The sequence below is a fragment of the Vreelandella mediterranea genome (genome assembly GCF_970647075.1).
Genome location: NZ_OZ310198.1, coordinates 2,381,832 through 2,400,191, shown reverse-complemented (window position 1 = coordinate 2,400,191; position 18,360 = coordinate 2,381,832). Strand labels below are relative to the sequence as shown.

Sequence of the window (18,360 nt, the reverse complement as noted above, 5' to 3'; positions counted from 1 at the left end):
TGACGCTTTGGAGGTTTTATGACCTACTTTATCGACCGCAGGCCGAACGCGAAGCACAAAAGCGCCGTCAACCGGCAGCGCTTTCTGGAGCGTTATCGCCACCATATCAAACGCTCGGTAGAAGAGGCGGTAAACCGCCGCTCGATCACCGATATGGAGCGCGGCGAGAGCGTCTCCATTCCCACCAAAGACATCTCCGAGCCGGTCTTTCAGCACGGCCCCGGCGGGCGGCGCGCCGTGGTATCGCCAGGCAACAAGGAGTTTTTGGAAGGCGACAAGATCCGCCGCCCGCCAGGAGGCGGTAACGGTAAAGGGGCCGGCGAGGGCAGCCCCGGTAAGCAGGGGCAAGGCGACGACGAGTTCGCCTTTACGCTAAGCCGCGAAGAGTTTCTCGAGTTCGTGTTCGACGGCCTCGAGTTACCGCATCTAGAGCGCACGCCGCTCAAGACCATGGAAGAGATCAAGATGGTGCGCGCCGGGCTCGCCCGCGACGGCGTGCCTTCGCGCATGAGCGTGACCCGCTCGATGCGCGAAGCCTACGCCCGGCGTATCGCCATGCGCGCCCCTATCAAGCGCGCCTTGCGCGAAGCCCAGGCGGCGCTTGCCGAGGAGATGGGCAAAGACACCATCTTGAGAAATCCCGCCCGCGTTGCCGCGCTGCAGGCCGAGATAGAGCGGCTGGAAAAGCGCATCGAGGCAGTGCCGTTCATCGACACCGTCGACCTTCGCTACCATCAGCTGGCCCCGGAGCCGCAGCCCTCGAGCCAAGCGGTGATTTTCTGCGTCATGGACGTGTCCGGGTCGATGACCCAGAACCACAAGGATATCGCCAAGCGTTTTTTCCTGCTGCTTTATCTGTTTCTGGAAAAGCACTACGAGAAGGTCGAGCTGGTGTTCGTGCGCCACCACACCGCCGCCCGGGAGGTCAGCGAAGAGGAGTTTTTCTACTCCCGGGAAACCGGCGGCACGATCGTCTCCAGCGCGCTGACGCTGGTCAACAAAATCATCCATAAGCGCTATCCACCCGGCCAGTGGAATCTCTACGTGGCCCAGGCCTCCGATGGCGACAACTGGGACGACGACTCCTCGATCTGCCGCAACATGCTGATCAACGAGCTGATGCCCCACCTTCAATACTACGCCTACGTCGAAATTACCCCGCACGAGCATCAGTCGCTTTGGCACGAGTATGAGAACGTCGCCAAACGCTTTAGCGAGCGCTTTGCCATGCGCCAGATTTTCGAAGCCGGCGACATTTATCCCGTTTTTCGCGAGCTGTTCAAGCGCCGCTCCCACGCGCAAGCGTGAGCGGCCACTCAATTGAAAAGGAGGGCGCGATGCGAGTCTCCCCCAATGCCTCCGCACCCGGTCCTATAGCGACGGGCTCGGACTGGAATTTCGACATCCTCGAGCGTTTCGACCAGGCGCTGGCCGGGCTTGCCGACGAGTACCGGCTCGACACCTACCCCAATCAGATCGAAGTGATCACCACCGAGCAGATGATGGACGCCTACGCGAGTGTGGGCATGCCGGTGGGCTATCATCACTGGTCCTTCGGCAAGCAGTTTCTGGCCGTACAGCAGGCTTACAAGCGCGGCCAAATGGGGCTTGCCTATGAGCTCGTCATCAACGCCGACCCCTGTATCGCGTACCTGATGGAGGAGAATACGCTGATGATGCAGGTGCTGGTCATGGCCCACGCCTGCTACGGCCACAACTCGTTTTTCAAGGGCAACTATCTGTTCCGTACCTGGACCGAGGCGGACTCGATCGTCGATTACCTGGTATTCGCGCGCCGCTATATCACCCAGTGCGAAGAGCGCCACGGCACCCACGCCGTCGAGCAACTGCTCGACGCCTGCCACGCGCTACAAAATTACGGGGTGGACCGCTACAAGCGGCCATCGAAGATTTCCGCCGCCCAGGAAGCGACGCGCCAGCAGGAGCGCGAAGCCTACCTGCAAACCCAGGTCAACATGCTCTGGCGTACTATTCCTAAGCCTTTTGAGAAAACCGAGCCGCTACTGGGTCAACTTCATGGCGAGGACGACCCGCTGGGCCTTCACGAAGGCGGTCGCTACCCGGCAGAGCCCCAGGAGAACCTGCTCTACTTCATCGAGAAGAACGCGCCGCTACTGGCGCCCTGGCAGCGCGAGATCGTGCGTATCGTGCGCAAGCTGGCCCAGTATTTTTATCCCCAACGCCAGACCCAGGTAATGAACGAAGGCTGGGCCTGTTTTTGGCATTATACGCTGATGAACCGGCTCTATGACGATGGTCACGTGGACGAAGGACTGATGCTCGAGTTTTTGCAGTCCCACGCGGCGGTCATCAACCAGCCGGACTTCGACAGCCCCTACTACAACGGCATCAACCCCTACGCGCTCGGGTTTGCGATTTTTCGCGATATCAAACGCCTGTGTGACGAGCCCACTGACGAGGATAAAGCGTGGTTTCCCGATATCGCCGGCACTGCCTGGCGGGAGACCCTGGAGTTCGCTATGCGCAACTTCAAGGATGAGTCGTTCATCCAGCAGTTTTTATCGCCCAGGGTGATTCGTGACCTCAAGCTTTTTGTCATGGTGGACGACGATCAAAGCGATACGCTCGCTATCGGGGCGATCCACAACGAGCAGGGATATCGCCGTGTACGGGACGCGCTTGCCGCCCAGTACGCGCTTTCGCTACGCGAGCCCAACATACAGGTATTCGAGGCGGCGATTCGTGGCGACCGGTCGCTCACGCTGCATCACGTACAGGAGAGTCGCCGGCCGCTGGAGCGTAGTGTCTATCCGGTGATGCGCCACCTGCAAAAACTCTGGGGCTTTCCGGTCCATCTGGTATCCATGGACGAAGGGCGCGTGACCCATCGCTACCGTTGGCCGGTCGAGGAGGCGAGCGCAGAGGAGGGCGCGCAGCCTTAGTGACTACCCCGCCGGCAGGCAGGGTAGGAAGGGATCAACCTTTTGACGTCCAGGACTGGCACCAACCATTCGGGGCGACGCTATTTTCCGGAAAGAGCTGACAGCCTTCGTTGCCTTCGGTGAAAAACATGCAGTTGGAGCACAGTTCGCCTTCGCTGAAGGACGGGTGGTCACTGGCGTTTTCGGCCTCTTCGACATAGTTGAGTGCCTGGGCCGCGGGGGCGCTCGGGTCCAAACGCGGCAGCGACTGCGCGAAAGCGGTTTTAGACATGATGCCAACACCCAGCGGCAGGGCGGCAAGGCCCAGTACGCTGTCACGCATAAACTTACGCCGGCTCTGATCGGCCATGGTGTCTCCTTGGTTGCTCGGTCTAACGGTTCACGGTCTGAAAGCGTTACGGACGAGGCGCTAAAAGACGCTCTGATTTTCGCCGTATTATAAAGTGTTTATCTTGAGCCTACCTTAACCCATGCGTTTCACCGCGACTAATGGGTTTCACGCCGCGCGGCAATAGGCCACATTAATCGCGTCGTTTGGCGGGACGGTGGGGGCTGGTATACTCGGCAAACGTTTAGACACGCTGGATTCAAATACGTTGACCTACGAGGGCGCCATGCAAAACGCTGTCATTTTGATTAATACCGAAAAAGGCCAGGTAAAAGGCGTCGCTGAGCGGCTGGCGGAGGTCGAGGGCATCAGCGAGGTATACTCTACCTGCGGGCGCTACGACCTGGTGGCGATTGCCCGCACCCGTGACTTCGAGAGTTTGGCGGAGCTTGTGACCGAGCGCCTGAACGCGGTAGAAGGCATTAGCGATACGGAAACCCTGAACGCCATGCAGGTGCACTCGCGCCACGACCTGGAAACCATGTTCTCGCTGGGCTGGTAGTCTTCTTGCCTTGAGTAGTAGCGGCGAAGTAGTAGCGGCGAATTAGAAAAAGAAAACAAGGCAAGGTAGGGAGAAACACGGTGGGAAAAACGCTTTCGCGCTGGGGCCGCCGGGGGCGGCGCTTTGGAGTGGCGCTGCTATTCGTGGTGGTCGGGGGCGGGCTTTGGGAGTTCCAGGAGCGCCAGCAAGTAGGCGAGGCGGTCTGGATGGGCGCACCCACTTGGGAGGATCTGAGCCTGACCACTTTTCACCGCGTGCTGCGCAACGACGGTTTCATCGTGGGCTGGTCGGATGTACGCATCAATCCGCTGTGGGTGAGCTACCAGCTGAGGGCCGTGCCGGACGATACCCGTATTGGCTCGCGGCCCAACTTTCGCGCCGACTGGCGAACGCTCTGGCCGGTTGGCACCGACAGCTATTCGGGCAGCGGCTATGACCGTGGCCACATGGCGCCCAACTACGCCATCGCCGCCGTTTACGGACGAAACGCCCAGCTCGATACCTTCCAGATGAGCAATATGAGCCCTCAGCGTCCGAAGCTGAACCGCCAACTGTGGCAACGTTTGGAGGAGTCGGTGATGGATCACTTCGCACCGCGCTTCGACTACCTGCAGGTCATTACCGGGCCGGTTTTCCCCGAGCGCTTCACCGACAACGTATTGAACCGGGTGGGGCTGGTCGAAGTGCCCGAGGCATTCTATAAAATCATCGTGGCCCCGCATGCAGAGGCGCCGTTGGCGCTGGCCTTCATCATGCCGCAAGACGTGCGCGGCAACGAGCCGCTGGCGGATTACCTGGTCACCATCGACGAGATCGAAGCACGCACCGGACTCAACTTCTTCCCCAACCTCTCGCCACAACTCGAAGCGGTGCTGGAGGGCGAGCTACGCACTCAAGGGTGGGCACTTGAAGAGGTGTCGAAACGGCCAGGGCGGTTTCATTAAGACGCGTTGCTGGAGGGGCATCGGTTTGAGCCACCTTCGTTTTTTAAAGCGGTGTTTCCAGGCATGGAGAGTTTTGGACGAGCGTTGTTGGGCAGGTCAGGGAGCGACTGGATGTGCGTAAAAAGCCACGGTGTTGCTTTAGGTACAGCATCGAAAAGAAGGTAGAGTAATGACGATAAACCAGAAAGGGGTAGAGCAAGGAAGGGGGAATAAGTACCGTTAAATGATGCGGACGGGCCCATGTTGCTCATGGTGCCCAGGAGAGGACTTGAACCTCCACGTCCATACGGACACTAGCACCTGAAGCTAGCGCGTCTACCAATTCCGCCACCTGGGCGCATCATTTATTGCTTGTATTCGATTGGTGCCCGGGAGAGGACTTGAACCTCCACGACCATACAGTCACTAGCACCTGAAGCTAGCGCGTCTACCAATTCCGCCACCCGGGCGAATACAAACCCTTGTTTTACACCATCTGCCATCGTGAAAAGGGGTTAACTCGACGTTTGATGGTGCCCAGAAGAGGACTTGAACCTCCACGTCCATACGGACACTAGCACCTGAAGCTAGCGCGTCTACCAATTCCGCCATCTGGGCAAGTGGCGCGTATGATACCGAGCCATGGTTTAAATGCAAGTGTTGCATACGGTTTTTAAGTAAAAAAAGCGCGATTGGGTACGCTGACGGTTGGGTGATTGAAGCGGCAGCGCTATACTGCACCAATGACCAAACAAACCATGAAATTTTTCAGCGCGTTTTATCTTGTAAAAACGCCTGACCGTCTCTATAGGGCGTGCTCTTGCGCGGCCTTTCTTTTTCGCCTCCCGCAAACGCCATCAAGGACGACGATCACATGAAGTACTGGACGTTAAGTGATGACCCACACGCCGAGCGTGAGGCACATAAATACGATAATCCGGCACCCAGCCGGGAGTATCTGCTCGCCGCGCTCGAAAGCTACGGCAAGCCGATCACTCACGAAAACATGAGCCGCATGCTCGGCATCGAGGATGAGGATCATCTCGAAGCGGTGCGTCGCCGCTTGGCGGCCATGGAGCGCGACGGCCAAGTGCTGCGCGACCGCCGCGGTGCCTACGCACTGATCGACAAGCTCGACCTGATCAAGGGTAAAGTACAGGGCCACCGTGATGGTTTTGGCTTTTTGGTGCGCGACGACGGTAAAAAGCCGGATCTGCTGCTGCCCGCGCGGCAAATGCGCCGCATCTTCCATGGCGACCATGTGCTGGTACGGGTCAGCGGCCGTGATCGTCGCGGGCGCGACGAGGCGACCATTGCCGACGTCATCGCGCGCAATACCCAGACGCTGGTCGGGGTGTATCGCAGCAACACGCCGGAATTCGGCATCCTGATTCCGGAGAACCCGCGGATCACTCAGGAAGTGCTGATTCCGCATACCGCAAGCGAAGGCGCGAAAGACGGTCAGGTGGTCTCGGCCAAAATCACCCAGCAGCCCGCCACCCGCGTGCAGCCGGTGGGCGAGGTGGTCGAAGTGCTGGGCGAGCGCATGGACCCGGGCATGGAAATCGACATTGCCATTCGCAGCTACGAGATTCCGGCAGAGTTCCCGCCGGAGGTGATCGATCAAACCAGCACGATCTCCGCCGAGGTGCTGGAAGAGGACAAGCAGCACCGGGTCGATCTACGCGACAAGCCGTTGATCACCATCGACGACGAGTCGGCCAAGGACTTCGACGACGCGGTTTATGCGTGGAAGACCAAGTCCGGTAGCTGGAAGCTGATCGTGGCGATCGCCGACGTTTCGCATTACGTTCGTCCCGGCACCGCACTCGACGACGAAGCGCGTACGCGTGGTAACTCGGTGTACTTCCCGGGCCAGGTCGTGCCCATGTTGCCGGAGCTTCTCTCCAACGGCCTCTGTTCGCTGAACCCTCATGTCGACCGCCTGGTCATGGTCTGCGAGATGAACATCTCCAAGACCGGGGCGATCAGCCGCTACTCGTTCTACGAGGCGGTCATGAACTCCCACGCGCGTATGACCTACAACAAGGTCGCGGCGATGCTGGAGCCGGAAAGCGAGCAGGGCAAGGCGCTGCGTGAAGAGCACAAGGGCCTCGTCAAGCCGGTCGAGGATCTTCGCGAGCTTTATGGTCTGCTCAAGGAGGCCCGCGAAGCCCGCGGCGCGATCGATTTCGAGACGACCGAAACGGCGATCATCTTCAATGAAGAGCGCAAGATTGAGGAAATCGTCCCGCGCAGTCGTAACGACGCGCACAAGATGATCGAGGAGTGCATGCTGGCGGCCAACGTGGCCACCGCGCGCTTTCTGGACAAGCACGACCTGCCGGCGCTTTACCGGATTCACGAACGCCCCACGCCGGAGCGGCTGGAAAAGCTGCGCCTGTTCCTGAGCGAGCTGGGTCTCTCGGTAGGTGGTGGCGACGAGCCCACGCCCCAGGATTATCAGGCGCTCAGAGAGGCGATCAGTGACCGCCCGGATGCCGATATCATCCAGACCGTGATGCTGCGCTCGATGAACCAGGCGGTGTACTCGCCGCAAAACGAGGGGCATTTCGGCCTCGCGTATCAGGCCTACGCCCACTTCACCTCGCCGATTCGCCGCTATCCGGATCTGCTGGTGCATCGCGCGATTCGCTCGGTGATTCGCGGGCCGCGCCAGACCAATACCGTGGTGCGCGTCGAAGGCGCACCGGTCGAGCCGCCCAGCAAGTGGTGCCCCTATACGTTCGAGCAGATGCTCGAGCTCGGCGAGCACTGCTCGATGACCGAACGTCGGGCCGACGAAGCCACCCGCGATGTGGAGAGCTGGCTCAAATGCGAGTTCATGTCCGACAAGCTCGGCGAAACCTTCGACGGTACCATCGCCTCGGTCACCCAATTCGGGCTGTTCGTGCGTCTGGATACCTTCTACGTCGAAGGGCTGGTCCACGTCACTTCGCTGCCTTCGGACTACTACCATTACGAGGCCGAAAAGCATCGCCTGAAAGGCGAGCGCACCGGCACGACCTACCGGCTGGGCGATGGCCTGTCCGTGCAGGTCGCTCGGGTGGATATGGATGATCGCAAGATCGACTTTGGCCTGACCGATGAAAAGCCGCGCCCGCGCCGCCAGCCGCGCAAGCGCCCGGGTAAGGGTGCCGAGGCGTCGGCAGCGTCGGATAAGCCTGCGAAATCCGATAAGCCGGATAAGCCGCGTCGTCAGCCGGCCAAGCGCAGCGCCGCGGGTAAGCCCGAAACAAAGGCCGAGGAGCCCACCACGCGTAGCGGGCCCAAGCGCTCGCGCAGGGCGCCCAAGAAACCATCGTTGGATAAGGAATAAGCATGAAGTCAGCATCCCGGCGTGGCGCGCGCAGCGCCGTTCAGGTGCCTGAAGGCCTTGAGCAGGTGTACGGCGTCCACGCGCTTGAAAGCTTGCTGGAGCGGGGCGAAGCCCCGCGCGAGCTTTGGGTGCAGCAGGGCGCGGGTAGGCGCCTTGACGTGCTTGTCGAGCGTGCTCGAGCAGGGGGCGCGCGGCTCAAGGAGCAGCCCAGGGAAATACTCGACCAGGTGACCAGTGGCGCTGCCCACCAGGGCGTGGTCGCGTTTTGCCCGCCGCTCACCGCAGAGGGCGAAGAGTCGCTATGGCTAAAGCTGCGCGCCTGGCAGGCCCCTGCGCCGCCGCTTCTACTGGTGCTCGATGGCGTGACCGACGTGCATAACTTCGGTGCCTGCTTGCGCAGTGCCGATGCGGCCGGCGCCCACGGTGTAATCGTCGCCAAGGATAACGCCGCCCCGCTCAACGCCACGGTGCGTAAGGTGGCCTGCGGCGCGGCAGAGGTCGTGCCGGTCTACCAGGTCACCAACCTGGCGCGTACGCTTGCCAAGCTCAAGGAGTTTGGCGTTTGGGTGACCGGTACCGCCGGTGAGGCCGACGCGGCGGTTTACGACATCGATTTCAAAGGGCCCACCGCGCTGGTCATGGGGGCCGAGGGCAAGGGCATGCGCCGGTTGACCCGGGAAAGCTGTGACCATTTGGCCAAGCTCCCCATGGCCGGTCAGGTCTCCAGTCTCAATGTGTCGGTGGCTGCGGGTATCTTTCTATTCGAGGCGGTTCGCCAGCGCCAGCTTGCAAGTTGACCCTAACCCCCCTAAAATGCGCTCGCCCGTTTATTTGCCGCGGGCGCTATGAGGCGTATGCCTCTCAAAACGACAGTTCTGCTTGATGCCTTGAATCGAGGCGCCGTTTTAAGCGGCGTTTCAGACAGGCATTTCAGTTAACTCCTTGCTTCCCTGTCACGGCCGCTATGGCGGGCGCGCATCGGAAGCTGTCAAACCGCAAGGAGATTCCATGCGTCATTACGAAATCGTGTTTATGGTCCACCCGGATCAGAGCGAGCAAGTGCCGGCTATGGTCGAGCGCTACACCAGCATCGTGACCGAAAGCTCGGGCACCGTGCATCGCCTGGAAGATTGGGGCCGCCGCCATCTGGCATACCCGATCAACAAGATCCACAAAGCCCACTACGTGCTGATGAACGTCGAGTGCACCGGTGAAACCCTGGAAGAGATCGAAAACATCTTCCGTTTCAACGATGCCATCATCCGTAGCCTCGTTGTCCGCTGCAAGGAAGCGGTCACCGAAGCATCGCCGATGATGAAACCGGCAGAAGAGAAGCGCCCGCGTCGTGAAGATAAGCCGCGCAACGACGACGCTGACGCCGACTCTGAAACAGAAACCGAAGAAACTGCCTAAGTTTCTCCACCGCACGTTTTAAAGGAGCTCATCCATGGCACGTTTTTTCCGTCGCCGTAAGTTTTGCCGCTTCACCGCTGAAGGCGTCAAGCAGATCGACTATAAAGATCTGGACACGTTGAAGGCTTACATCACCGAAACCGGCAAGATCGTTCCGAGCCGTATCACCGGCACTAAAGCACGCTACCAGCGCCAGCTGGCGACCGCTATCAAGCGTTCGCGCTATCTGGCACTACTGCCCTATTCCGATAGCCACCAATAAGCGCTTGACGTAATGCTGGCACTGGCACGTTGGCTGATGCAGAAAACACCCTACGCCGTTGGCGTAGCGGCGCTTGCATCCCTGGTGCCTTGGCTCTTTTGGATCGGGGCCGCCGTTGCTGCTTTGGTGACTCTGCGCCGCGGGTTTGCACCGGCGCTGCCGGTTATTTTGGCTGCCGCCATCCCCGCCGGGTTCTGGTGGGTACAGGGCGACGTCATCCCGCTGGCAAGCGTGCTGTTGACCACGCTGATGGCCGTCATTCTGCGCGAGCGGATGCGCTGGAGCGAAGCCCTGATCGTAGGCACGCTGGCTGCCGCCTTTATGGTGCAGCTAGGGGTCTTCAGCCCGCCGGGCGGGTCAGAGCTGATGCTCGAGCAGCTAAGAGAGAGCTCGGCTGATATCGACAACATGCTCAACGAGTTCGCACGCCAGGGCTACGATACCCGGGCGCTGGCCGCCATGGTGGTCGGCGGTGTGACAGGGTTGATCGTTTTGTTGGTGTCGGTGGCCTGTTTGGCCCTGGGGCGTAGCGCGCAGGCCGGGCTTTATAATCCCGGCGGCTTTCGTGAAGAGTTTCACGCGCTGCGCCTGTCCCCCAAAGAGTTCGCGCTATTGGCGATTCTTGGTGTGGTGGGGCTTTTGCTGGGCGGCGAAGCGATCCTGATCGTTGGCTGGGTGCCGCTGTTAGTGGCCGGTATTGCGTTAGTGCATTGGTTTATTGGATTAAAGGGGATGAACGGGCTGTGGCTGGCGGTATTTTATGTACTGCTGATCACAACCTTGCCCACGATTCTCATTGTGCTGCTGTTGGGGCTGATCGATACTTTCGCGAACGTTCGCGCACGCCTTACCCGCAGCAATTGACTAGAGGTTTACGAGATGGAAGTCATTCTGCTCGACAAGATTGGTAAGCTGGGCGGCCTGGGTGACAAGGTCACTGTAAAGCCCGGTTACGGCCGTAATTACCTGGTACCTTACGGCCTGGCCGTACCGGCTACCAAGGAAAACGTAGAGGCGTTTGACGCGCAGCGCGCCGAGCTCGAAGCTCAAGCCGCTGAGCGTAAAGCAGAAGCCGAAGCACGCGCGGAGCAGCTCAACGACATCGAACTGTCGCTGGTCTCCAAATCGGGTGATGAAGGCAAACTGTTCGGCTCGATCGGTCCGCGCGATCTGGCCGATGCGATCTCCTCTGCTGGCATCGACGTTGCCAAGAGCGAAGTTCGCATGCCGCTGGGTCCGATTCGTCAAACCGGCGAATACGACATTGCCCTGCATCTGCATGCCGAAGTCGACGCAACGGTTCGCGTTGTGGTGGTTGCCGAGTAACGCTCGCGCATCCATCGACGCCAAAAAGGGCGCGGGTTCTCCCGCGCCCTTTGTTGTTTAAGCCCCTTAAAACCGTTCAAACTCTTTGAAATGGTCGAGGGTCGAAGCTGAGCCGGCTTTGCAAGGCATGCGGCGTCTTGCAAAGCCGCCTCGAAGGCCGTTTAACGCATGCCAGACGTTGAACGGTTCGATTGAGTAAGATAGTGGCCGCCACGCCACGCATATCGCGCTATTGAAAGGAGCCCGCGATGGAGGAGTCCTCCACGGACCAGGAAACCGCCGCGCTCAAGTTGCCCCCGCACTCGCTCGAAGCCGAGCAGTCGGTGCTGGGCGGACTGATGCTCGACAACCAGGCCTGGGACAACGTCTCGGAGCGCTTGGCGGCGGATGACTTTTACCGCTATGAACATCGCCTGGTGTTCAACGTCATGATCCACCTGGCCGAAGCCGGCCAGCCGCTTGACGTGGTAACGCTTTCCGAGGCACTGGAAGCCCGCGACCAGCTCGACACCGTCGGCGGGCTGGGCTTTCTGGCCGAGCTTGCCCGCAACACGCCGTCGGCGAGTAATATTCGCGCCTACGCCGATATCGTGCGCGAGCGCGCCACGCTCAGAAAGCTGATTCGCGCGGCCAACCAGATTGCCGATGGCGCCTTCTCGCCCCAGGGCCGCCCGGCAGACGAGCTTTTAAACGAAGCCGAACGGCTGGTGTTCCAGATTGCCGAGGAGCGGCCGAAAACCGGTGGTCCCATTGGCATGAGCGAGCTGTTGACCAAGGCCGTCGACCGTATCGACGAGCTTTTCAACATGAAAGGTGAGATGACCGGGCTCTCGTCGGGGTTTCGCGATTTGGACGAAATGACCTCGGGCTGGCAGCCTTCGGATTTGGTGATCATCGCCGGGCGACCTTCCATGGGCAAGACCACCTTCGCCATGAATTTGGTGGAGCACGCGGTGATCTCCAGCGACAAGCCGGTGATGGTGTTCTCCATGGAGATGCCTGCGGAGTCGCTGATGCTACGTATGCTCTCGTCGCTTGGCCGTATCGACCAGACCCGGGTGCGCTCGGGCCAGCTCGAGGACGAGGATTGGCCGCGGCTGACCTCGGCGGTCAATTTATTGAAGGACAAGCAGCTTTTCATCGACGACACCGCCGCGCTTTCACCCAACGAGATGCGCTCGCGCCTGCGCCGGATCGTGCGGGAGCACGGCAATATGTCCTTGATCATGATCGACTATCTGCAGCTAATGCAGATCCCCGGGTTTTCCGAAAACCGGACCGGCGAGATCTCGGAAATTTCCCGCTCGCTCAAAGGGCTGGCGAAGGAGTTCGGCTGCCCGGTGGTCGCGCTCTCCCAGCTCAACCGCTCGCTGGAGCAGCGCCCCAACAAGCGCCCAGTCATGTCGGATTTGCGCGAATCCGGGGCCATCGAGCAGGATGCGGACGTCATCGCCTTCGTTTACCGCGATGAGGTGTACAACCCGGACAACCCGGATAACCAGGGCATTGCCGAGCTCATCATCGGCAAGCAGCGTAACGGGCCGATTGGTACGGTACACATGGCCTTTATCGGCAAGTACACCCGGTTCGAGGACCTGGCGCCGGACAGCTACGGGCAAGCGTTTGGCGAATAACTTGAGCCCCCGAGCCCAGGCCGTATAATGCCGCCCCTTGGTTTCAAGCCGAAACGTTTTAGCGAACGTTTGAAGACCGACGATATGAAAGCCGATCGTTAAATTCAGATGTTGAAAAACAGATGTCAGCAACACAGGAGTAGCAGCATGGCGGGTGGTGGTTTCAAGCGGGGTAACCGCAAACGTCTTCCCAAGCTGGAAGGGCGAGGGGAGCTCGAGTCGCTGGAGCGCGAAGGTCCTTTCAAGGAGTGGCTGGGCATGCCGGATCTTTACCGCTACTACCTGGTGGTGAACGGTGAATCCTTTAGCTATCAAACCGAAGATGGCGAACTGCCCGTGGTCGTAGGCGATAAGGTCGTGTTCCGCTACAAGGAAACCAAAGGCGGCAACTGGATCGACCGTAATTCCCTGGGTAAAGCGATCGATCCTTCGCAGTACCAGTAGCGCAGTCCCCGTAAAAGGGCCGTGGGTCGCGTTTAACCATTCGGTCAGGAACTCTTTTGTTGGGTGGGCGTCTTAGCGCCCTGGTGCAGTGACAAAAGCGCAGTTCGAGAATTTGCGCTAACGTTACAATGTACGGTAACAATAATGTCATGGGGAGGCGTCACGCTGTGCCCCATGACCCCTAACAAAAGGAAGGATCCATGGATTTAAACGCACTCAAGGGCTTCGTCGAAGAGTCCGATAACTTCGAAATTCGCGTCATTACCCATTCGGGTAGCCGCTTTTATCAGGTAGAGCTCGAAGATGTTGAGGGCAGCCGCCACATGCTGACCCGGCAGAACAAGCCGATGCTGTTCCGCTCCCTCGACGATGTCTATCTCGAGTTAAAGCGTGCCGGTATTCACCGCGCCTACCTGGTTCAGCACGTGCCCCACGATGAAATGATCGGCCGCGCTGCGCACTATAGTGAGCCACTCACCTCGCGGATGCCGCTGGTTTTCTAATACCCCTGGCGCTGCTTTAATTTTTCACCCACCCGCAACGAGTTTTTCGTACCACTGCCCCAGCCGTACACGGTGGCGGGCAAATAAACGGTAGCCTGCATTCATCACCCCGCGCAGGCCCGGCAAGCAAGAAAGCCAGACCCATCGCCGGTAGCCCAACACTGAATAGAGGGCCCGGCTCGCATCCATTCCGATATACCACGCTCCGTTGTTGTCGAGTACGTGCAACTTCCCCATGAGCGCATCGAAAGCCGGCCCCGAAGGCATGGGCTCGAAACCTTCCGCGCGAATATCGACAAGCTCCACCCTATTGCGATGATGATGTTTGGAGAGCCAGGCGACCTCTTTTTGACAAAACGGGCAGCGGCCATCGTAAAAAAGCGTGACCGGCGCGGCGGCGTTTTTGGCGGCTTCGAAAGAATTTTTCATGGTGTTACCGGCCTTTATAGCCTTGAGTGAAGGGGGCTGTCCGTAGCACGGCCTGTTTTAGTGGGAGCTTACGCAAAAGAGTTCGGCCTGGACATAATTGAATCCGTAGTTATACAAATAATGTTAATAGTATAACTTCATACCGCGAATTTGCTGAAAAGTGGTAAGCTTTCGCTACTAAAAATCTTCAGGAGGGATGGCCATGAATGAGACCGTTCAGACAGATCAGCCAGGTGAAGGGCGCCTGATGCACGCGCCGGCGTCGCATCCGCCGGTGGCGCGTAAAAAGGTCGGCGTGGTGCTGGCCAATCTGGGTACGCCGGATAATACGGACTACTGGTCCATGCGGCGCTACCTGAACGAGTTTCTGTCCGACAAACGCGTCGTGGACTACGCCGACTGGAAATGGCAGCCGTTATTACAAACCATCATCTTGACCAAGCGGCCCTTTGCCTCGGGTAAGGCGTACAAGAGCATCTGGAATACGGAAAACGACGAAAGCCCGCTTTTGACCATTACCCGCGCGCAGACCGACAAAATCGCTCGGCGTTTGAAGGCGCTCTACGGCGATGACGTCGAGGTGGATTTTTGCATGCGCTACGGCAATCCGTCGACGCCCAGCGTGCTCAACGCCATGCAAGCGAAGGGGTGCGAGCGGATCGTCTTCTTTCCGCTTTATCCGCAGTACGGCTCGCCCACCACGGCCACGGCCAACGACCAGGCGTTTCGTAGCCTGATGAAAATGAAGTGGCAGCCTGCGCTGCGTACCGTCCCCGCCTACTTTGACCACCCGAGTTATCTCAGGGCGCTGGCCAACTCGGTAGAAGAGGCGTATAGCGGTTTCGCGACTCGACCCAGCAAGCTGGTGGCAAGCTACCACGGCGTCCCTGAGCGTTACTTGATGGAAGGTGATCCCTACCACTGCCACTGCCAGAAAACCACGCGGCTACTGCGCGAAACCCTTGGCTTCGATAAAGAAGAGATCGACACGGCGTTTCAGTCTCAGTTTGGCCCGGAAAAGTGGGTCGGACCGCAAACCGTCGAGCACGTGGCCGAACTTGCCCGCCAAGGGCACAAGCATATAGCGGTTATTTCGCCGGCGTTTTCGGCGGACTGCGTTGAAACCCTCGAGGAAGTCGAAGAGGAGATACGCGAGGGCTTTATCCACGCGGGGGGCGAGACCTTTAGTTATATTCCCTGCTTGAACGATCGCGACGATCATATCGATGCGCTGGTCGAGGTGATCAACACGGAACTGGGAGGGTGGCTTTCAACGCCGCGTTAAGAGAATAATATAAGGAAATTCAAGCATTAACCTAGCAGGCTAAGTGAATTTTCGGGCGCGTGCTTGCACGCGCTCGATGGCAACCCGCGGCTTGCTGTTATAAGGTTTACGCCTTTAGTATCACAGTTATTCAACGCTGCGGTAATGGAGTCGCCGCGACATGTGTGCCCATGGTCCTGGGCATCACTCAGGGAGAACACGTTAGATGCAGCTCGCCATTTTGCTAGGTTTTTTACTGGCCGCTTCAGCCCCCTTGATGAACCGCTGGTTCGGGCAGCAGACAAGCTTCTTGCTGGCCCTGTTTCCTGGTGCCATCGCGGCGTGGCTTTTAAGCCAGGCGGGCAGTATCGTCACAGAAGGCCCGCTGCTTTTAGAGTGGCAATGGGTGCCTTCACTGGGCATCAGCCTGACCTTCATGATCGATGGTCTATCGTTGCTGTTCGGCCTTTTGATTACGATCATCGGTACCTGCGTGCTGGTTTATGCCGGCGGCTACCTGAAAGGCAGCCCGGACATCGCGCGTTTTCACGTGGCGATGCTGGCGTTCATGATGTCGATGCTGGGCCTTGTCATGGCCGACGGGCTGTTGACGTTGTTCGTGTTTTGGGAGCTGACCAGCATTACGTCGTACCTGTTGATCGGCTTTAACCATACCGATCTACAGGCGCGTAACTCCGCACGGCAAGGCCTGTTCGTAACGGTGGCGGGCGGGCTTGCGCTAATGGCCGGGCTGGTGCTTTTGGGTATTGCCAGTGGGTCCTGGTCGTTCTCCGAGATACTGGCTGGAAGCGAAGACCTTCGCGAGCACGCGCTTTATGTACCGATGGTGGTCTGTCTTCTGTTGGGTGCGTTTACCAAGTCCGCGCAGTTTCCGTTTCACTTCTGGCTACCCAATGCCATGGCCGCACCCTCGCCGGTGTCGGCCTATCTGCATTCCGCCACCATGGTCAAAGCGGGTATCTACCTGATGGCACGCCTGCAGCCAGAGCTTGGTGGCACCGAGCTTTGGGTATGGACGCTGTCGCTAGTAGGCGCGTTCACCATGTTTACCGGCGCCTTTTTGGCGATCCACCATACCAATATCAAAAAGCTGTTGGCGTACTCCACCATCATGGCGTTGGGCACGCTGACCATGCTGTTGGGCATTGGCACCGACTATGCCATGACCGCCTTTGTCACCTTCATGCTGGCCCACTCCCTGTACAAAGGGGCGCTGTTCATGGTGGCGGGGATTTTGGACCACGAAACCGGCACCAAGGACGTGACCGAGATGGGGGGGCTGCGAACGGTGATGCCGGTGACTGCCACGATTGCGTTCGTCACCGCGCTTTCGCTTTCCGGGGTGCCGCCGCTATTTGGCTTTATCGGCAAGGAGCTGATGCTCGAAGCGGTGCTCGGTGCGGAAGGCTTTCAGGCGGTGCTTTTGGGGCTTGCTTTCGCCTCGGCGATCATGACCATCGCGGTGGCGGCCATCGTCGCGCTGCGCCCGTTCTTCGGCAAGTATCGGCCAACGCCGATCGAGCCCCACGAGGCGCCGCCGAGCATGCTCATTGGCCCGGCGCTGCTTGCCTTTGGCTCGCTGTTTTTCGGGTTGGCCCCCGCGTTTTTCGGCATCGACGCACTTTTGACCGCGGCGGCCAGCGCCATCGTGGGAAGAACCCTCGAGGTATCGCTTTCGCTTTGGTACGGCGTCAACGCCGCGCTGATTCTGTCGGTCGTGAGTCTGGCGCTGGGCTTTTTGCTCTTCAAACGCTGGGATAGCGTGCGCGGCCGGCTCAGCGTGCTGGCGCCGATCCAGCGGCGCGGGCCAGAGGCGGGTTACGAAGGCGCGATGAACGCGATCGTGCGCTTCTCCGAGTGGCAGACCCGCATTCTGCAAAACGGCTATATGCGCAACTATATTCTGGTCATGCTGGTGGTGTTGATCGCGCTGGTGGGCTATTCGCTGCTGGTGCGCCATACGCCGCTTTTGAGTTTCGAGCTGGACGTACGCTTTCACGAGCTCATCGTGGTGGGCACCATGGCGATGGGCGCCATTTTCGCGACCATTTCGCGCTCCCGGCTGGGCGCGGTGGTCTCGGTGGGCATCATGGGCTTTTCCATCGCGCTGATCTTCATCCTCTTTAGCGCGCCGGACCTGGGCATTACGCAGCTGCTCGTCGAGACGCTGACGGTCATTTTGCTGGTGCTGGTACTGTTCAGGCTACCGCGCTTTTCCAATCTATCGACCAGCCTTGAGCGCGTGCGCGACGGCGCGATCGCCACGGCGATGGGCGTGTTGATCTTTTTGCTGGTCATGACGGCGTGGAGTATCGACCAGTTCGAGTCGATCTCGACCTACATGGTGGAGAACAGCGCGCCACTGGCGCATGGGCGCAATATCGTCAACGTGATTTTGGTGGATTACCGGGCGCTGGATACGCTAGGCGAGATGTTCGTACTGGCGCTGGCCGCGATCGGCGTGATCGCCATGCTCAAGCTTCGTCATACCGCGCTCGAAGAGGCCAAGGCCAGTGACGATAAAGCGGCGGCCAAGGAGCCTATCGATGGTTAAATCAGGGACGATCATCCTCAACACGGCGGCGCGTTTTTTGATGCCGCTGCAGCTGATGTTCTCGGTGTTTCTATTGCTGCGCGGCCACGACGAGCCGGGCGGTGGCTTCATTGCCGGGCTGGTGGCGGCGGGGGGCTTTACGCTGTATTTGTTTGCCTTTGGGGTAAGCGCCACCAAAGAGGTGCTGCGCATGCTGGACCCGCGGGATTTGATCGGCATTGGGCTGTTGCTGGGCATGATTTCCGTCGTGCCCGCCTGGTTTCTCGATCAGCCCTTTTTGACTGCCCAGTGGTGGACCATCCCGATCATCGAGTTCAAGGCGTCGACGCCGCTCATTTTCGATGTCGGTGTGTATCTGGCGGTGCTGGGCTCGGTGGTGGGTATGGTCATGGCATTGATGGAGGTGGATAAAGATGAACCTTAACGAGCAGGG

At 59.3% G+C, this 18,360-nt stretch carries 18 protein-coding genes and 3 tRNA genes; 16 read left to right on the top strand and 5 right to left on the bottom strand.

Going from position 1 to position 18,360, the window contains the following annotated elements; all coding sequences use genetic code 11:
* The first annotated feature begins 18 nt into the window (after positions 1 to 18).
* Both ACWFVE_RS11065 and ACWFVE_RS11060 read left to right on the top strand, forming a co-directional pair.
* On the top strand, positions 19 to 1,308 hold the full coding sequence (locus ACWFVE_RS11065) for a YeaH/YhbH family protein (protein WP_447529324.1): 1,290 nt from the start codon (positions 19 to 21) through the stop codon (positions 1,306 to 1,308).
* Positions 1,309 to 1,337: 29 nt separating this feature from the next.
* Positions 1,338 to 2,924, top strand: a complete 1,587-nt coding sequence (locus ACWFVE_RS11060) for a SpoVR family protein (RefSeq protein WP_447529323.1) — start codon at positions 1,338 to 1,340, stop codon at positions 2,922 to 2,924.
* 34 nt (positions 2,925 to 2,958) lie between these two features.
* Here ACWFVE_RS11060 and ACWFVE_RS11055 read toward each other — a convergent pair whose 3' ends face one another.
* Complete coding sequence (locus ACWFVE_RS11055) at positions 2,959 to 3,273, bottom strand: high-potential iron-sulfur protein (protein ID WP_447529322.1); 315 nt, start codon at positions 3,271 to 3,273, stop codon at positions 2,959 to 2,961.
* A 265-nt stretch (positions 3,274 to 3,538) separates the two neighbouring features.
* Between ACWFVE_RS11055 and ACWFVE_RS11050 the strand changes: the two genes are divergently transcribed.
* A complete protein-coding gene (locus ACWFVE_RS11050) occupies positions 3,539 to 3,814 on the top strand; it encodes an Lrp/AsnC family transcriptional regulator (RefSeq protein WP_252107234.1) in 276 nt (91 codons plus the stop codon).
* 80 nt (positions 3,815 to 3,894) lie between these two features.
* A complete protein-coding gene (locus tag ACWFVE_RS11045; RefSeq protein ID WP_447529321.1) occupies positions 3,895 to 4,758 on the top strand; it encodes a DNA/RNA non-specific endonuclease in 864 nt (287 codons plus the stop codon).
* 250 nt (positions 4,759 to 5,008) lie between these two features.
* Here the strand turns inward: ACWFVE_RS11045 and ACWFVE_RS11040 are convergent.
* The 3 genes from ACWFVE_RS11040 to ACWFVE_RS11030 form a co-directional block, all read right to left on the bottom strand.
* Positions 5,009 to 5,095, bottom strand: a tRNA-Leu gene (locus ACWFVE_RS11040).
* 25 nt (positions 5,096 to 5,120) lie between these two features.
* Positions 5,121 to 5,207: transfer RNA gene (locus tag ACWFVE_RS11035), tRNA-Leu, on the bottom strand.
* Between the two features lie 61 nt (positions 5,208 to 5,268).
* Positions 5,269 to 5,355: transfer RNA gene (locus tag ACWFVE_RS11030), tRNA-Leu, on the bottom strand.
* A 256-nt stretch (positions 5,356 to 5,611) separates the two neighbouring features.
* On the opposite strand from ACWFVE_RS11030, the gene rnr reads away from it, so the two are divergent.
* From rnr to ACWFVE_RS10985, 9 genes are all read left to right on the top strand, one after another.
* The gene (gene rnr, locus ACWFVE_RS11025; protein WP_447529320.1) at positions 5,612 to 8,077 is read left to right on the top strand and encodes a ribonuclease R; all 2,466 of its coding nucleotides are present in this window, start codon (positions 5,612 to 5,614) and stop codon (positions 8,075 to 8,077) included.
* 2 nt (positions 8,078 to 8,079) lie between these two features.
* Complete coding sequence (gene rlmB, locus ACWFVE_RS11020; protein WP_447529319.1) at positions 8,080 to 8,874, top strand: 23S rRNA (guanosine(2251)-2'-O)-methyltransferase RlmB; 795 nt, start codon at positions 8,080 to 8,082, stop codon at positions 8,872 to 8,874.
* Between the two features lie 211 nt (positions 8,875 to 9,085).
* The gene (gene rpsF, locus ACWFVE_RS11015; RefSeq protein ID WP_447529318.1) at positions 9,086 to 9,490 is read left to right on the top strand and encodes a 30S ribosomal protein S6; all 405 of its coding nucleotides are present in this window, start codon (positions 9,086 to 9,088) and stop codon (positions 9,488 to 9,490) included.
* A 34-nt stretch (positions 9,491 to 9,524) separates the two neighbouring features.
* Complete coding sequence (gene rpsR, locus ACWFVE_RS11010; RefSeq protein ID WP_009097135.1) at positions 9,525 to 9,752, top strand: 30S ribosomal protein S18; 228 nt, start codon at positions 9,525 to 9,527, stop codon at positions 9,750 to 9,752.
* Positions 9,753 to 9,764: 12 nt separating this feature from the next.
* The gene (locus ACWFVE_RS11005) at positions 9,765 to 10,616 is read left to right on the top strand and encodes a hypothetical protein (RefSeq protein ID WP_447529317.1); all 852 of its coding nucleotides are present in this window, start codon (positions 9,765 to 9,767) and stop codon (positions 10,614 to 10,616) included.
* Positions 10,617 to 10,631: 15 nt separating this feature from the next.
* Complete coding sequence (gene rplI / locus ACWFVE_RS11000; RefSeq protein ID WP_447529316.1) at positions 10,632 to 11,078, top strand: 50S ribosomal protein L9; 447 nt, start codon at positions 10,632 to 10,634, stop codon at positions 11,076 to 11,078.
* A 248-nt stretch (positions 11,079 to 11,326) separates the two neighbouring features.
* The gene (gene dnaB, locus ACWFVE_RS10995) at positions 11,327 to 12,712 is read left to right on the top strand and encodes a replicative DNA helicase (RefSeq protein WP_447529315.1); all 1,386 of its coding nucleotides are present in this window, start codon (positions 11,327 to 11,329) and stop codon (positions 12,710 to 12,712) included.
* Positions 12,713 to 12,859: 147 nt separating this feature from the next.
* Positions 12,860 to 13,156 (top strand): hypothetical protein, encoded by a 297-nt coding sequence (locus ACWFVE_RS10990; protein ID WP_447529314.1) that lies wholly within the window; start codon positions 12,860 to 12,862, stop codon positions 13,154 to 13,156.
* A 200-nt stretch (positions 13,157 to 13,356) separates the two neighbouring features.
* The gene (locus ACWFVE_RS10985) at positions 13,357 to 13,659 is read left to right on the top strand and encodes a DUF6482 family protein (protein WP_447529313.1); all 303 of its coding nucleotides are present in this window, start codon (positions 13,357 to 13,359) and stop codon (positions 13,657 to 13,659) included.
* A gap of 24 nt (positions 13,660 to 13,683) precedes the next feature.
* On the opposite strand, the gene ACWFVE_RS10980 is transcribed toward ACWFVE_RS10985, so the two are convergent.
* Positions 13,684 to 14,088, bottom strand: coding sequence for a thiol-disulfide oxidoreductase DCC family protein (locus ACWFVE_RS10980; protein WP_447529312.1), 405 nt, complete (start codon positions 14,086 to 14,088; stop codon positions 13,684 to 13,686).
* A 202-nt stretch (positions 14,089 to 14,290) separates the two neighbouring features.
* Here ACWFVE_RS10980 and hemH point away from each other — a divergent pair, with 202 nt between their 5' ends.
* The 3 genes from hemH to ACWFVE_RS10965 all read left to right on the top strand — a co-directional run bounded on the left by hemH (position 14,291) and on the right by ACWFVE_RS10965 (position 18,351).
* Positions 14,291 to 15,373: a ferrochelatase gene (gene hemH, locus ACWFVE_RS10975; protein WP_447529311.1), complete on the top strand. Its 1,083-nt coding sequence runs from the start codon at positions 14,291 to 14,293 to the stop codon at positions 15,371 to 15,373.
* Between the two features lie 205 nt (positions 15,374 to 15,578).
* Positions 15,579 to 17,927, top strand: a complete 2,349-nt coding sequence (locus tag ACWFVE_RS10970) for a putative monovalent cation/H+ antiporter subunit A (RefSeq protein WP_447529310.1) — start codon at positions 15,579 to 15,581, stop codon at positions 17,925 to 17,927.
* On the top strand, positions 17,920 to 18,351 hold the full coding sequence (locus ACWFVE_RS10965; protein ID WP_447529309.1) for a Na+/H+ antiporter subunit B: 432 nt from the start codon (positions 17,920 to 17,922) through the stop codon (positions 18,349 to 18,351). The genes ACWFVE_RS10970 and ACWFVE_RS10965 overlap by 8 nt, the downstream gene beginning before the upstream one ends.
* Positions 18,352 to 18,360: the final 9 nt, after the last annotated feature.

Bases quoted from the DNA above. Each gene is read 5' to 3' on its own strand.
- ACWFVE_RS10990 (WP_447529314.1), top strand. From the start codon at position 12,860: ATGGCGGGTGGTGGTTTCAAGCGGGGTAACCGCAAACGTCTTCCCAAG.
- ACWFVE_RS10985 (WP_447529313.1), top strand. From the start codon at position 13,357: ATGGATTTAAACGCACTCAAGGGCTTCGTCGAAGAGTCCGATAACTTC.
- rnr (WP_447529320.1), top strand. From the start codon at position 5,612: ATGAAGTACTGGACGTTAAGTGATGACCCACACGCCGAGCGTGAGGCA.
- rplI (WP_447529316.1), top strand. From the start codon at position 10,632: ATGGAAGTCATTCTGCTCGACAAGATTGGTAAGCTGGGCGGCCTGGGT.
- ACWFVE_RS11055 (WP_447529322.1), bottom strand. From the start codon at position 3,273: ATGGCCGATCAGAGCCGGCGTAAGTTTATGCGTGACAGCGTACTGGGC.
- ACWFVE_RS11050 (WP_252107234.1), top strand. From the start codon at position 3,539: ATGCAAAACGCTGTCATTTTGATTAATACCGAAAAAGGCCAGGTAAAA.
- ACWFVE_RS11005 (WP_447529317.1), top strand. From the start codon at position 9,765: ATGCTGGCACTGGCACGTTGGCTGATGCAGAAAACACCCTACGCCGTT.
- hemH (WP_447529311.1), top strand. From the start codon at position 14,291: ATGAATGAGACCGTTCAGACAGATCAGCCAGGTGAAGGGCGCCTGATG.
- ACWFVE_RS10970 (WP_447529310.1), top strand. From the start codon at position 15,579: ATGCAGCTCGCCATTTTGCTAGGTTTTTTACTGGCCGCTTCAGCCCCC.
- ACWFVE_RS10965 (WP_447529309.1), top strand. From the start codon at position 17,920: ATGGTTAAATCAGGGACGATCATCCTCAACACGGCGGCGCGTTTTTTG.
- ACWFVE_RS11065 (WP_447529324.1), top strand. From the start codon at position 19: ATGACCTACTTTATCGACCGCAGGCCGAACGCGAAGCACAAAAGCGCC.
- dnaB (WP_447529315.1), top strand. From the start codon at position 11,327: ATGGAGGAGTCCTCCACGGACCAGGAAACCGCCGCGCTCAAGTTGCCC.
- rpsF (WP_447529318.1), top strand. From the start codon at position 9,086: ATGCGTCATTACGAAATCGTGTTTATGGTCCACCCGGATCAGAGCGAG.
- ACWFVE_RS10980 (WP_447529312.1), bottom strand. From the start codon at position 14,088: ATGAAAAATTCTTTCGAAGCCGCCAAAAACGCCGCCGCGCCGGTCACG.
- rpsR (WP_009097135.1), top strand. From the start codon at position 9,525: ATGGCACGTTTTTTCCGTCGCCGTAAGTTTTGCCGCTTCACCGCTGAA.
- rlmB (WP_447529319.1), top strand. From the start codon at position 8,080: ATGAAGTCAGCATCCCGGCGTGGCGCGCGCAGCGCCGTTCAGGTGCCT.
- ACWFVE_RS11060 (WP_447529323.1), top strand. From the start codon at position 1,338: ATGCGAGTCTCCCCCAATGCCTCCGCACCCGGTCCTATAGCGACGGGC.